The sequence below is a fragment of the Bradyrhizobium sp. S3.12.5 genome, from assembly GCF_040548225.1.
In the GTDB taxonomy this organism is placed as follows: domain Bacteria; phylum Pseudomonadota; class Alphaproteobacteria; order Rhizobiales; family Xanthobacteraceae; genus Bradyrhizobium; species Bradyrhizobium cytisi.
Map to the genome: position 1 here is coordinate 1 of NZ_JBEPRF010000008.1, position 13,159 is coordinate 13,159.

The window sequence follows — 13,159 nt, forward strand, 5'->3', positions numbered from 1 at the left end:
CGGCCGGATACGCCGCCAGCAATGGTGGCAAGCACTCGTTCCCGAAGGTCCATCGACAGCGGCTTCGCCATGCCCGCCGGCCTCCCGTCCCGGCGGGTAGCTTGAATCACCAAAACGCTGATTTGTGAATCCCCAACGATTCAGTCAGATGGGCTAACGCTCTAGTGCTTCACCATCAGCGGAAGCGCCGGCGCAAAACGCTCGGCGAAGGTCGGCGTCCTGGCCTGGTGAACTGCGGCGAACGAGGCAGAGATTCCGGCCGAAGCCACTGCGAGCAGGGCAATTATGAAAACCAGACGGCGCATTTTCGCCTCCTGTGTGAGCTCGAAGCACAAGAGATGGGGTAGCTCTGTTTCAGGACGGTTTCGTCGGCGCGGAAAATGATGTCGCTCAAGCGGCTGTGATCGGAACTAGCCTATCGGGGCGCATGTCGTAACCAACTCATAAGGGTCGCGACTGGTGCGAGCGCCAGCGCCTCAATCGTCCGACGCCGGGCCGCACCAGCCGGGCAGATAGACCGCGTCCTTGCTCTTGGCCGCGGCCAGCGCCTTCTCCAGTGCCTTGTCGAAATTGGCATCGACCGCCTTGCGCGTCAGCTTGCGGCGCAGGAAGTCGGCCCAGAGAAACTCGGAGAACGGCGTGGTGTCCTTGGCGAAGCCGCCCATGCGGCGAAGCTCGCCGGCGAGACTGCGATAGGGATCGTCCTTGAGGTCGGCGACAGATTTCGGCAGATCGCGGAATGGACGTCGCTCGCCCTTGGAGTCGTAGGGATAGACCCAGCGCTTGTTGTCCATGACGCCCCAGAACGCTTCGCGGTCGACCATGCGGAGATCGCCGACGACGGTCACCAGCACCTCCTTGATGCCCTCGTCGTGCAGCGCGCGGCCAAGATGATGGTGATCGATGACGTAGTAGCGCCCGTCTGGTCCGGCGACGACCGGGATCATATGGGTGCCAAGCAGGTCGGATTGCTTCTTCTTGCCGTGCTCGCGCCAGCGCTTGCGCTTCTCCTTGACCTCACGCATGCCGACCGTCATCTGCGTCGGCCGAAGCGACAGGATCGACACCGGGTGCACTCTCGGCTCGCGCGCGTTGGTGGTGGTCATGGTCGAGGGCCTCTCGTCTGGTGGCGGCTTGCGGTCCAGGTTCCCGATTATGCCATGGGCGTTGCGGCGGCAATATGCGTTCGGAGCATGCGGCGCCATCGTCCCGGTTGTTGTTGCAGCGCAACCCGCGCGACCCCGACGCCGGAATGACAACCCGCTCCGACGAGCGTTCGCAGCGCCTAGGAAAGCGCCTGAAAAATGATCCGGAAAGATAATGCGAATGCGCAATGCACGTGCGCGCTGAGAAGATTTCCTGCAACGCCTGCATCGCCTATGCTATCTAAAAAACGCTGCTTCGGAGTAATCCCCGCCCCATGAAATCCCAGCGGCCCATAACCTCGGACGACGAGCACCGGGTGCTCCAGTTCAGGCCGCGCAAGACAGCCTCCCCCCTGATGCACCGGGGCGGCGGCGTCGTACAGCCGCTGCACGCAACGGCTCCCGAACCGCTCGACCTGTCCCGTTACGAACAGCCCCGCGATCAGCCGGACGACTTCCGCCATCGCATGCTCGCCAATATCGCCGCGCTCGCCTTCACCATCGCGCTGACCGCGATCGGGATTTGGCTCGCCGTCAGCATCGCCGATTTGCGCCGGACCCAGGATTGCGTGCTGATGGGCCGGCGGGACTGCGTCAAGGTCACGACCCCGCACATCTAGGCAGGCCTTGTCGACAGGCCTTGTCGACGGGCCTTGGCGCCGGAAGCTCCCCTGCCGGCAGGCCACCGGCCGAAACCGCTCCAGAACCGGCATCCCCAGGCCTGTCCCCACCCTGTCCGGCTCCATTGAACTCGGGGCGGCGCTCCGATATACGGGCTTTCGACCCGGCCAGAGGGGGTGAGGGCGTCACTCGGGGCGCGATGCCCGCCTGCCGTTCCACTCTGGACCACATGACAAATACCAACAATATATCAAAGGCTTAGTGATGTCCTCCACATTCGATCAGGTCGCTACGATCATCGCTGAAACCTGCGACATCCCGCGCGACACGATCACGCCGGATAGCCATGCCATCGATGACCTCGGCATCGATAGCCTCGATTTCCTGGACATCGCGTTCGCAATCGACAAGCAGTTCGGTATCAAGCTGCCGCTGGAAAAGTGGACCCAGGAAGTCAACGACGGCAAGGCGACCACCGAGCAGTATTTCGTGCTGAAGAACCTGTGCGCGCGCATCGACGAGCTGGTTGCCGCCAAGGGCGCGAGCGCCTGATCGGGCGATCATGCAACTCGAATACTTCCACATGATCGATCGCATCGTCGACCTCAACGTCGACGAGAAGAAGATCGTCGTCGAGGCCCAGGTCCCCAAGGAGAGCACCATCTTCGAGGGGCACTTCCCGGGCTATCCGCTGATGCCCGGCGTGCTCCTGATCGAATCGATGGCGCAGGCCTCGGGCTTCCTCCTGCTTGGCGTCTTGAAATTCGAGCGCATGCCGATTCTCGCCGCCGTCAAGGAAGCCAAGGTGCGCGGCTCGGTTTTGCCGGGCGAGCTCATGAGCATCGAGGCGAGCCTCGTCCATGAAGGCTCGGGCTACGCCATGACCGAAGCCAAGATCAGGGTCGGCGGCAAGCTGCGCGCGAATTCGACGCTCACCTTCACGCTGATCCCCTTCCCCAATGCAGATATCCGCGGATACATGGACGCGGTCGCAAAACGCGTCGGCTTTCCGCAACAGGCCGTATCGCCATGACCGACACTGCTTCGAAGCCCGGCCAGACGGAAGTCTGGATCACCGGCATTGGCCTTGCCACCTCGCTCGGCGAAGGTCTGGACGCCAACTGGGCCGCGCTCCAGGAGAAGCGCATCAATGTCGACGAGAAGGGCTTTGCGCCCTACATCGTCCACCCGCTGCTGCCTGTTACCTTCGACAGCCAGATCCCCAAGAAGGGCGACCAGCGCCAGATGGAAGCCTGGCAGCGCATCGGCGTCTATGCCGCGGGCCTGGCGCTCGATTCGGCCGGCATCAAGGGTAACAAGGATATCCTGTCGAAGATCGACATGGTGGTCGCCGCTGGCGGTGGCGAGCGCGATCTCAACGTCGACACCGGCGTGCTGACCGCCGAGGCCAAGGGCGCCAATGCGCCCGGCTTCCTCAACGAGCGGCTGATGAGCGATCTCCGGCCGACGCTGTTTCTGGCCCAGCTCTCCAATCTGCTCGCCGGCAACATTGCCATCGTCAACGGTCTCGGCGGCACCTCGCGCACCTTCATGGGCGAAGAAGTTGCGGGCGCCGATGCTGCCCGCATCGCGCTGTCGCGCATCGCCTCTGGCGAGAGCGACATTGCGCTGGTCGGCGGCTCGCATAATGGCGAGCGCAAGGACCTCATGGTCCTCTACGAATTCGGTGACTTCAATCTGAAGGACAAGTTCGCTCCCGTGTGGCAGCGCAAGGACCACGCCGGCTTCGCGCTCGGCTCGGCCGGCGCCTTCCTGGTGCTGGAATCGAAGGCGCACGCCGAAGCGCGTGGCGCAAAACCGTTCGCAAAGCTGTCGAGCGTCGTGACGGATCTGGCCCGCCGCAAGCAGGCCGGTGACATGGAAGCGACGCTGGAGAAGCTTTGGGCCAAGCTGCCGAAGCGCGATGGCAAGGGCGCGATCATCTCGGGCGCAACCGGCGCGGAGCCGGCGACGTCGGAGGAGCGCGGCTTCCTGAAGAAGCACGCCGACTTCCCGGTGCGTTCGACCGGCACGATGTTCGGGCACACCATGGAAACGCAATTCCCGCTCGGCATTGCGCTCGCGGCGCTCGCGATCTCGCGCGGCGCGCTGTTCCCGCCGAACGATTCGACCGGGACCGAGATTGAAATGCAGGGGGCGCCCACCCAGATCGTAGTGGTGGGAGCCGGACACTGGCGCGGCGAAGGCATGGCGCTGGTCGAGGCAGTTTAGCTCATTCGTTTGGGGGACACATGACTGCACCACGCGACAAACTCGGGCGTCCCGTTGTCGTCGTCACCGGCATGGGCATCACGACCTCGCTCGGCGCCGGCAAGGCCGACAATTGGTCGAAGCTCGTTGCGGGCGAATCCGGCATCCGCACCATCACGCGCTTTCCGATCGACGGCCTGAAGACCACGATGGCCGGCACGGTAGATTTCGTCAGCGTCGATCCGTTCTCCTCCACCGGCCTCTCAGAGCGGATGGCGGAGCTCGTCACCCAGGAAGCCCTCGAGCAGGCCGGCATCGGCGCCAGGGGCGATTTTCCGGGCCCCCTCTTCCTCGCGGTTGCGCCGGTCGAGGTCGAGTGGCCGCAGCGTCGCGAGCTTGGCCGCGCCGTCGGCGCCCCCGACTTCACCTATGACGATCTGCTGCGCATCTCCGGCGGCGGCAAGTACAGCGCCTATCACCATCGCTTCATGTTCGGCTCGGTGGCCGCGCATCTTGCCGAGGCCTTCGGCACCAAGGGCTCGCCGATCTCGCTGTCGACGGCCTGCGCATCCGGAGCCACCTCGATCCAGCTCGGCGTGGAGGCGATCCGCCGCGGCGAGACCGATGCCGCTCTGTGCGTCGCAACCGACGGCACCGTGAATCCGGAGGCGCTGGTGCGCTTCTCGCTGCTCTCGGCGCTGTCGACCCAGAATGATCCGCCGCAGGCGGCCTCCCGCCCGTTCTCGAAGAACCGCGACGGCTTCGTCATGGCCGAAGGCGCCGGCGCGCTGGTGCTGGAGAGCTATGAGGCGGCGACCGCGCGTGGCGCAAAAATCCTCGGCGTCATCGCCGGCTGCGGCGAGCTCACCGATTCCTTCCATCGCACCCGCTCGTCTCCCGACGGCAAGCCGATCATCGGCTGCATGAACAAGACGCTGGCCGATGCCGGCATGACGCCGGACCAGATCGACCACATCAACGCGCACGGCACCGCGACGCCCGAGAACGACAAGATGGAGTACAACACGACATCGGCCGTGTTCGGCGATCTCCTGCAGAAGATTCCGGTCACCTCCAACAAGTCGATGGTCGGCCATACCATCTCGGCCGCGGGCGCGGTCGAGGCGATCTTCTCGCTGCTCACGCTCGAGCATCAGCGCATTCCGCCGACCATCAACTACGACAATCCGGATCCCACGATCCTGTTCGACGTGGTCGGCAACAAGGCGCGCGATGCCCGCGTCACCGCGGTGATGTCGAACTCGTTCGGCTTCGGCGGCCAGAACGCATCGCTGATCCTGACCCGCGAACCGGCCTGACCGGACGCATGGCGCTAAGCATTAAGGCCCGCGCGCGGGTGGCCGCGAAGCAGGCTGCCAAATCGCTCGGCGGAACGCTGATCGGGGCTGCCACCGTCGGCATGCTGCGCACCACGCGCTATTTCGATCCGGTCAAGACCTCGGACTTTTTCGCGCGCGTCACCAAGACCATCGGCCCGCGTCTGCGCGAGCACCGCATCGGCCGCGCCAACCTCGCCGCCGCCTTTCCCGAGAAGTCGCCGGAAGAGATCGAGCAGATCCTGATGGGCGTGTGGGACAATCTCGGCCGCGTCGGCGCCGAATTCGCCCATATGGACCACGTCTGGGACTACGACCGCGAGCATCCCGAGAACAGCCGGGTCGAGCTGCCCAAGCGCAGCATCGAGCTGTTCGACCAGATCAGGGACGACGGCAAGCCGGCACTGATCTTCACCTCCCATCTCGCCAATTGGGAATTGCCGGCGATCGCCGCCGTCGCGCATGGACTGGACGCCGCGATCCTCTACCGTCGCCCGAACATCGCATCCGCCGACCGCATCATCCAGGAGATGCGTCAGGTCAACATGGGCACGCTGATCCCCGCGGGCCGCGACGCCCCCTTGCGGCTCGCGCAGGCGCTGCAGGACGGCAAGCATGTCGCCATGCTGATCGATCAGTACCTCACCAACGGCGTCGAGGTCACCTTCTTCGGCCGCAAGACCCGCGCCAATCCGATGCTGGCGCGCCTGTTGCGCCAGGTCGAATGCCCGATCCACGGCGTGCGCGTCATCCGCAAGCCCGGCGGCCGCTTCGCCGCGGAGCTGACCGAAGAAGTCCCGCCGGTGCGCGATGCCGACGGCAAGATCGACATCCAAGGCACGACGCAGGCGATCACGAGCGTGGTGGAAGGCTGGGTGCGCGAGCATCCCGAGCAGTGGTTGTGGCTGCACCGCAGGTGGCGGTGATCTTGTTTCGTCATTGCGAGCGAAGCGAAGCAATCCAGGCTGCCGCCGCGGAGGGATTCTGGATTGCTTCGCTTCGCTCGCAACGACGGTTGCGGCCCCCTCACCGACCCGTCTTCACCTTCGTCCACAGCCGATTGATGATGCGCTGGGTGGCCGGGTCGCGGGCGGTGATGACGAACAGCTTTGCGAGCGTCGCGTCGTCCGGATAGATATTTTTGTCGTTCAAGATTTTCGGATCGACCAGCTTCTGGCTGGCGAGGTTGCCGTTGGCATAAGACAAAAAGTCCGAGTTCTTGGCGGCGACATCCGGGCGATAGAGATAGTTGATCAGCTCGTAGGCTTCCCCGACGTTCTTCGCATCCGCGGGGATCGCGAGATTGTCGAAGAACATCTGCGCGCCCTCCTTCGGGATCGCATAGCCGATCTCGATGCCGCTGCTATTGTCTTTCCTGGCTTCGGCGGCGCGGGCGCGCGCCTGCATGATGTCGCCGGACCAGCCGACCACGAAACAGATCTCGCCGGTGGCGAGTGCGCTCAGATATTCGGACGAGTGAAATTTTCGAACCGACGGGCGAACCTTGGCGACGATGTCGGCGGCCTTCTCCAGATCAGCCTGCTTGGTCGAGTTCGGATCGAGCCCGAGATAGTTCAGCGCCGCCGGAAAGATGTCGTCGGCGGAGTCGAGCATGTGCACGCCGCAGTCTCTGAACTTCGCGAGGTTCTCCGGCTTGAAGACGATGTCCCAGCTGTCGATCCTGGCGTCGGGCCCGAGGATCTGCTTCACCTTGGCGACGTTGTAGCCGATGCCGGTCGTGCCCCACATGTAGTTCACGGCAAACTCGTTGCCGGGATCGTAGGTCGCCAGATTCCTGGTCACCATCGGCCAGGCGTTGGCGAGGTTCGGCAGCTTCGACTTGTCGAGCTTCTGGAAGATGTTCGCCTTGATCTGGCGCTGCAGGAAATAGGCGGTGGGCACCACGACGTCGTAGCCGGACTTGCCGGCCATCAGGCGCGTCTCCAGCGTCTCGTTGGCATCGAACGTGTCGTAGACCACCTTGATGCCGGTCTCCTTGGTGAAGGCCTCAAGGACGTCAGGCGCCATGTAGTTCGACCAGTTGTAGAAGTTGACGACCCGCTCCTCGGCTCCCGCCGGAGGCGAGAGCAACGTCAGCGCTGCGGCGATTGCTAAACCAAGGCAAAGCCTGAAGCGGCTGACGTTCGTCATCTTAGGTCTACCTCTTGCGTCCGCGTACCGCGTCCGACAGCCGATCCAGCGCGGTGTCGAGCGTCTGGTCCTTCTTGGCAAAGCAGAAGCGGACCACCGAGGTCACCGGGTCCTGCTCGTAGAACGCCGAGACCGGAATCGCGGCGACCTTGTAATCCCTGACGATCCGCCAGCAGAACTCGGCATCGCTCTCGTTGAGCCCGAGCGGCGACAGGTCGACGGTGAGGAAGTAGGTGCCCTGCGACTTCAGCACGGGGAAGCCGAGGCTCTCCAGCCCCTTGGTCAGGCGGTCCCTGCTCCGGGCCAGATCCTGGCGCATCGACAGGAAATACTCGTCGGGCTTGCCGAGGCCATAGGCGACGGCGGCCTGGAGGTTCGGCGCCGTCGTGAAGGTCAGGAACTGGTGCACCTTGGCGGCGACGCGCAAGAGCGGCGGCGCGGCGCAGACGAAGCCGATCTTCCAGCCCGTCAGCGAGAAGATCTTGCCGGCCGAGCCGACCTTGATGGTGCGGTCGCGCATGCCGGGGATGGTGATCAGCGGGATGTGCTTGTGCGCGTCGAAGGTGACGTGCTCCCAGACCTCGTCGCAGATAGCGATGACGTCGAACTCCTGGCAGTAGCGCGCCAAGAGCTCGAGGTCCTCGCGCGGATAGACCACCGCGGAGGGATTCAGGGGATTGTTGAACAGCACCGCCTTGGTCTTTGAATTGAAGACGCTTTTCAGCATGTCCTCATTCAGCCGCCAATGCGGAGGCTCAAGGCGCACGAGCCGCGGAATGCCGCCGGCCTGGCGGATGATCGGCAGATAGGAATCATAGACCGGCTGGAAGCAGACCACCTCGTCGCCGGGCTGCACCACCGACAGGATCGCCGAGGTCAGCGCCTCGGTGCCGCCGGAGGTCACCATCACCTCGCTCATCGGATCGAGCTTGAGGTTGTGCCAATGGCCGTAATGGGTCGCGATCGCCTGGCGCAGCTCCGGGATGCCCATCATCGACGGATACTGGTTGTAGCCGTTGAGCGAGGCGTCGGCGGCGGCGCGGCGGATGTCCTCGGGGCCGGGATCGTCAGGAAAGCCCTGGCCGAGATTGATGGCGTTGTTGTCGCGCGCGGCCTGCGACATCGCCTCGAAGATGGTGACGGGAAGATCGGCAAAGACCTTGTTCAGCGAAGAGCTCTTGGTCATCGCGTCGTTAGCCACCGACCTTGCTGGGAAGGCCCGCCGCCTTCCAGCCGAGCATGCCGCCGGCCAGATGCTTGTCGTAAGCCAGGCCCGCCGCCTGCGCCGCCAGCGAGGCCGTGACCGAGCGCTTGCCCGAGCGGCAGGCAAACACGACCTCTTTGCCCTGCGGATCCGGGATCGTCTTGGGATCGAAGGTCGAGAGCGGCACGACCACGCCATAAGGGTAGGCCTCGGCCTCGACCTCGTTCGGCTCACGGACGTCGACGAGAAGATAGCGCCCTTCCGCGACACCCTTGGAGACTTCGTCCGGGGTCAGATCCTGTACTTGATTTGCCACATCATCCTCCAACGTCGCAGGGCGCCGCCGGGGCGATCCCGGCCGGCGGGCAACCTCGCCTCTCGGACGCCGAAAATCAAGCGCTACAAAGGCTTGAGCTGCCTTGCGCAAGTTAAAGCTAAATTGCAGCGACTTGAAGTGCGCTTTGAATCCCGGCCCATCATCGTCAGCCTAGATCGTGACCTGCGTACCGACCTCGACCACGCGGCCGCTCGGGATCTGGAAATAGTCGGTGGCATCGTTGGCGGAGCGGCTGAGCGAGATGAACAGCCGGTCCTGCCAGCGCGGCATGCCGGAATGGGCGGCGGGCTTGAGCGCCCTGCGCGACAGGAAGAACGAGGTCGACATGATGTCGAACTGCCAGCCCAGCTTGCGGGCGATCGCCAGCGCCTTCGGCACGTTGGGCGATTCCATGAAGCCGAACTTCAGCGTCACCTTGGAGAAGGTCGGGCTGATCTGCTCCAGCTTGACCCGCTCGGCCGGATCGATGCGCGGTGTCTGCGCGGTCTCGATGGTGAGAATGACATTCTTCTCGTGAAGCACTTTGTAGTGTTTCAGACTATGCATCAGCGCGGTCGGTGCGCTCAGGGGGTCGCTGGTCAGGAATACGGCGGTGCCGGGCACTCGCTGCGGCGGCCGCTTCTCCAGCATCGCCACGAGGTCGGCGAGCGGGAATTCGAGCTTGCGCGACTTCTCGAACAAGAGCCGGCTGCCGCGGCGCCACGTGTACATCATGAGGATCATGAGTGCGCCGAGCGCCAGCGGCACCCAGCCGCCCTCGAACACCTTGAGCAAATTGGCGGCCAGGAAGGTCAGGTCGAGGAACAGGAACGGCGCGATCAGGGCGGCCGCCGACCACGGCGACCACTTCCAGGCCTTCCAGATCACCACAAAGCCCATCATCCCCGTGACGACCATCGTGCCGGTCACGGAGATACCGTAGGCGGAGGCGAGCGCGCTGGAGGAGCGGAACAGCAGCACCATCATGATCACCGCAACCAGCAGCAGCTGGTTGATGCGCGGGATGAAGATCTGGCCGGAATGAGCTTCAGAGGTATGGCGAATTTCGAATCGGGGCAGCAGCCCGAGCTGGATCGCCTGCCGCGTCAGCGAATAGGCGCCGGTGATAACGGCCTGGCTCGCGATGACGGTGGCGGCCGTGGCCAGCACGACCATGCAGCCGCGAATAATGCCTTGCGGGAAGAGCTGGAAGAACGGGCTCTCGATCGCGCCGGGATCGCCGAGGACGAGAGCGCCCTGCCCCAGATAATTCAGCGCCAGCGACGGCAGCACGATGAACAGCCAGGCGGTCTGGATCGGCCGCTTGCCGAAATGGCCGAGATCGGCATAGAGCGCCTCGGCGCCTGTAACGGCCAGGAACACGGCACCCAGCGTCACGAAGCCGATGATGCCGTGGTGGAACATGAAGGACACCGCGTAGAACGGGTTCAGCGCCAACAGCACCTGCGGCTGCTCGATGATCGGATGGATCGCCGCGACCGCGATCACCGCGAACCAGACGCACATCACGGGTCCGAAGAACGCCGCAACGCGGGCGGTGCCGCGCGATTGCACGGCGAACAGGACGACCAGGATCACCACGGTCAGCGGAACGATATAGGGCTCGAACCGCAGCGTGACGTCCTTCATGCCTTCGAGGGCCGACAGCACCGAGACCGCCGGCGTGATCACGGCATCGCCGTAGAACAAGGCGCCGGAGATGATGCCGAACAGGACGATGGTCGCCCCGCCGGTGCCGACAGCGCGCTGGGCCAGCGCCATCAAGGCCAGCGTGCCGCCCTCGCCGTTGTTGTCGGCACGGAGCAGGATCACGACGTATTTGAGCGTCACCACGACGATCAGCGCCCACAGGATCAGGGACACCACGCCGAGAACAGCCGCCGACGTTGGCGCGCCTTCCGCGCCCGAGGCCGCCATCACCGCCTCGCGGAACGCGTAGAGCGGGCTGGTGCCGATGTCGCCGTAGACCACGCCGATGCTGCCGAGCGTCAGCGCGCCGAAACCGGCGGTAGTGTGGGCGTCGCCATGCCCATTGGCCGCCGCCGTTTCCGGGGCGGGAACTGCTACGTCACTTGTCATGGGAGAGCCTGGTGGCCTCTAAAAATGCTTCACTGCACAATGGCGGAGGAGCGCGCGCGGCTTATAGTCCTGCGCTGGTGGCATAGCCTAGCCCGATTTTGGGCCCTTGGCATGCAAATCCGCATGGGTCCGCCAATTGCGTCCCTATGGAAGGCTCAAATGGTGACTTGGGTTCCGACTTCAACCACCCGCCCGGTCGGAATCTGGAAATAGTCGGTGGCATCGTTGGCTGAGCGGCTGAGCGCGATGAACAGGTGATCCTGCCAGAGCGGCATGCCCGACTGCGCCGACGCCTTCAGCGAGCGCCGAGACACGAAGAACGACGTCGACATGATGTCGAACTGCCAGCCCTGCTTGCGCGCAATCGCGAGCGCCTTGGGCACGTTCGGCTGCTCCATAAAGCCGAAGCGCAGCCGGACCTTGGAGAACTTCTCGCTGATCTTCTCCATCTTGAAGCGCTCGGAGAGATCGACCCGCGGCGTGTGCGCGGTTTCGATGGTCAGGATCACGTTGTGCTCGTGCAGCACCTTGTTGTGCTTGAGATTGTGCAGGAGCGCGGTCGGCACGAAGGCGGGATCGCTGGTCAAAAACACCGCCGTGCCCTTGACGATGTGCGGCGGCCGCTTCTCCAGGCTGCGGATCAGATCGTCCAGCGGCACCTCGATCCGGCGCGTCTTCTGGATCAGAATTCCCGAGCCGCGCCGCCAGGTCCAGATCGTCCCTGCCATCGCCACACCGAACAGCAGCGGCACCCAGGCGCCTTCGAGCAGCTTCAGCAGGTTGGCGCTGAAGAAGGTCATGTCGACCATGACGAAGGGCAGGATCACGACCGCGGCCGTCGCGGCGCGCCAGTTCCACAATTTCCAGATCACCACAAAACCCATGATGCCATCGGCAACCATGGTGGTGGAGACCGCGATGCCATAGGCCGAAGCCAGATTGCTGGGCGTGTGGAACAGCAACACCAGCAGCATCACGCCAATCAGCAGCAGCCGGTTGACGCGCGGCAGATAGATCTGGCCGGCATGGCTCTCGGAGGTGTAGCGCACCTCGAAGCGCGGCAGGAGGCCGAGCTGCACCGCCTGATAGACCAGCGAATAGGCGCCGGTGATCACCGCCTGGCTCGCGATCACGGTGGCCGCGGTTGCAAGGCCGACCAGCGGCAGCAACAGATGCTCCGGCACCATGCGATAGAACGAGTGCTCGATCGCGCTTGGATCGGAAAGCACCAGTGCGCCCTGCCCGAAATAATTGATCAGCAGCGACGGCAGCACGAAGAACATCCAGGCCGACTGGATCGGCTTGCGGCCGAAATGGCCAAGGTCGGCATAGAGCGCCTCGCCACCGGTTACGGCGAGGAAAACCGCGCCAAGCGTCACCAGGCCGATCGTGCCGTGCGACAGCAGGAATTGGAACGCATAATAGGGATTGATCGCGGCCAGCACGGACGGATCGTCGGCGATGTGAATGACGCCCAGCACCGCCAGGACGGTGAACCAGATGACCATCACCGGCCCGAAGGCCGAAGCCACCAGCGCGGTCCCCTTGCTCTGGACCGCGAACAGCAGCACCAGGATCAGCACCGTCAGCGGCACGACATAGTGCTCGAACGCCGGCGTCGCGAGCTTGAGGCCGTCGACCGCCGACAGTACCGAGATCGCCGGCGTGATCATGGAATCGCCGATGAACATGGAGGCGCCGACCACGCCGAGCGCGAGCAGGAACCAGCTCCGCCGCCCCAGCGCGCGTTGGCCGAGCGCCATCAGCGAGAGCGTGCCGCCCTCCCCGTTATTGTCGGCCCGCAGCAGCAGCAGGACATATTTGGCGGTGACGACGATCAGAAGCGCCCACAGGATCAGCGAGAGCACGCCGAGCACCATGATCCGCGTCACCGGCTCGCCATGGGCCGCGCCCCCGACCGCCTCGTGGAACGCGTAAAGTGGCGAGGTGCCGATGTCGCCAAAGACGACACCGATGCTCCCGAGCGTGAGGGACCAAAAGCCGGAGGTGACCGGCCCTTCCTGGGTCTCGGTCGATGTGATGCTCGCCGTCATGAGGGTGGAAAACGCTTCGT

The 13,159-nt window shown here is 64.3% G+C and carries 13 protein-coding genes; 6 read left to right on the forward strand and 7 right to left on the reverse strand.

Annotation, left to right across the window (positions count from 1 at the left end; translation table 11 throughout):
* Positions 1 to 161: 161 nt before the first annotated feature.
* Both ABIC09_RS13015 and ABIC09_RS13020 read right to left on the reverse strand, forming a co-directional pair.
* Complete coding sequence (locus ABIC09_RS13015) at positions 162 to 305, reverse strand: hypothetical protein (RefSeq protein WP_187435057.1); 144 nt, start codon at positions 303 to 305, stop codon at positions 162 to 164.
* 171 nt (positions 306 to 476) lie between these two features.
* A complete protein-coding gene (locus tag ABIC09_RS13020) occupies positions 477 to 1,106 on the reverse strand; it encodes a ParB-like protein (RefSeq protein ID WP_354033881.1) in 630 nt (209 codons plus the stop codon).
* Between the two features lie 314 nt (positions 1,107 to 1,420).
* Here ABIC09_RS13020 and ABIC09_RS13025 point away from each other — a divergent pair, with 314 nt between their 5' ends.
* From ABIC09_RS13025 to ABIC09_RS13050, 6 genes are all read left to right on the forward strand, one after another.
* Positions 1,421 to 1,765, forward strand: coding sequence for a hypothetical protein (locus ABIC09_RS13025; protein ID WP_354033880.1), 345 nt, complete (start codon positions 1,421 to 1,423; stop codon positions 1,763 to 1,765).
* 265 nt (positions 1,766 to 2,030) lie between these two features.
* On the forward strand, positions 2,031 to 2,318 hold the full coding sequence (locus ABIC09_RS13030; RefSeq protein ID WP_007592476.1) for an acyl carrier protein: 288 nt from the start codon (positions 2,031 to 2,033) through the stop codon (positions 2,316 to 2,318).
* Positions 2,319 to 2,328: 10 nt separating this feature from the next.
* Complete coding sequence (locus tag ABIC09_RS13035; RefSeq protein ID WP_354033878.1) at positions 2,329 to 2,799, forward strand: 3-hydroxyacyl-ACP dehydratase FabZ family protein; 471 nt, start codon at positions 2,329 to 2,331, stop codon at positions 2,797 to 2,799.
* Complete coding sequence (locus ABIC09_RS13040; RefSeq protein WP_148753121.1) at positions 2,796 to 3,998, forward strand: beta-ketoacyl-ACP synthase; 1,203 nt, start codon at positions 2,796 to 2,798, stop codon at positions 3,996 to 3,998. Before ABIC09_RS13035 ends, ABIC09_RS13040 begins: the two co-directional genes overlap by 4 nt.
* 20 nt (positions 3,999 to 4,018) lie before the next feature.
* The gene (locus tag ABIC09_RS13045; protein WP_148753122.1) at positions 4,019 to 5,296 is read left to right on the forward strand and encodes a beta-ketoacyl-ACP synthase; all 1,278 of its coding nucleotides are present in this window, start codon (positions 4,019 to 4,021) and stop codon (positions 5,294 to 5,296) included.
* Positions 5,297 to 5,304: 8 nt separating this feature from the next.
* Positions 5,305 to 6,240, forward strand: a complete 936-nt coding sequence (locus tag ABIC09_RS13050; RefSeq protein WP_354085364.1) for a lipid A biosynthesis lauroyl acyltransferase — start codon at positions 5,305 to 5,307, stop codon at positions 6,238 to 6,240.
* Positions 6,241 to 6,340: 100 nt separating this feature from the next.
* Here the strand turns inward: ABIC09_RS13050 and ABIC09_RS13055 are convergent, their stop codons facing one another.
* From ABIC09_RS13055 to ABIC09_RS13075, 5 genes are all read right to left on the reverse strand, one after another.
* On the reverse strand, positions 6,341 to 7,465 hold the full coding sequence (locus ABIC09_RS13055; RefSeq protein WP_354109508.1) for a polyamine ABC transporter substrate-binding protein: 1,125 nt from the start codon (positions 7,463 to 7,465) through the stop codon (positions 6,341 to 6,343).
* Positions 7,466 to 7,472: 7 nt separating this feature from the next.
* Positions 7,473 to 8,651 (reverse strand): aminotransferase, encoded by a 1,179-nt coding sequence (locus tag ABIC09_RS13060; protein WP_148753128.1) that lies wholly within the window; start codon positions 8,649 to 8,651, stop codon positions 7,473 to 7,475.
* 7 nt (positions 8,652 to 8,658) lie between these two features.
* Entirely contained in the window at positions 8,659 to 8,985 is a 327-nt protein-coding gene (locus ABIC09_RS13065) for a rhodanese-like domain-containing protein (RefSeq protein WP_148753129.1), read from the reverse strand.
* A gap of 171 nt (positions 8,986 to 9,156) precedes the next feature.
* Entirely contained in the window at positions 9,157 to 11,085 is a 1,929-nt protein-coding gene (locus ABIC09_RS13070) for a potassium transporter Kup (RefSeq protein ID WP_354109509.1), read from the reverse strand.
* Between the two features lie 155 nt (positions 11,086 to 11,240).
* Positions 11,241 to 13,139, reverse strand: coding sequence for a potassium transporter Kup (locus tag ABIC09_RS13075; protein WP_354109510.1), 1,899 nt, complete (start codon positions 13,137 to 13,139; stop codon positions 11,241 to 11,243).
* Positions 13,140 to 13,159: the final 20 nt, after the last annotated feature.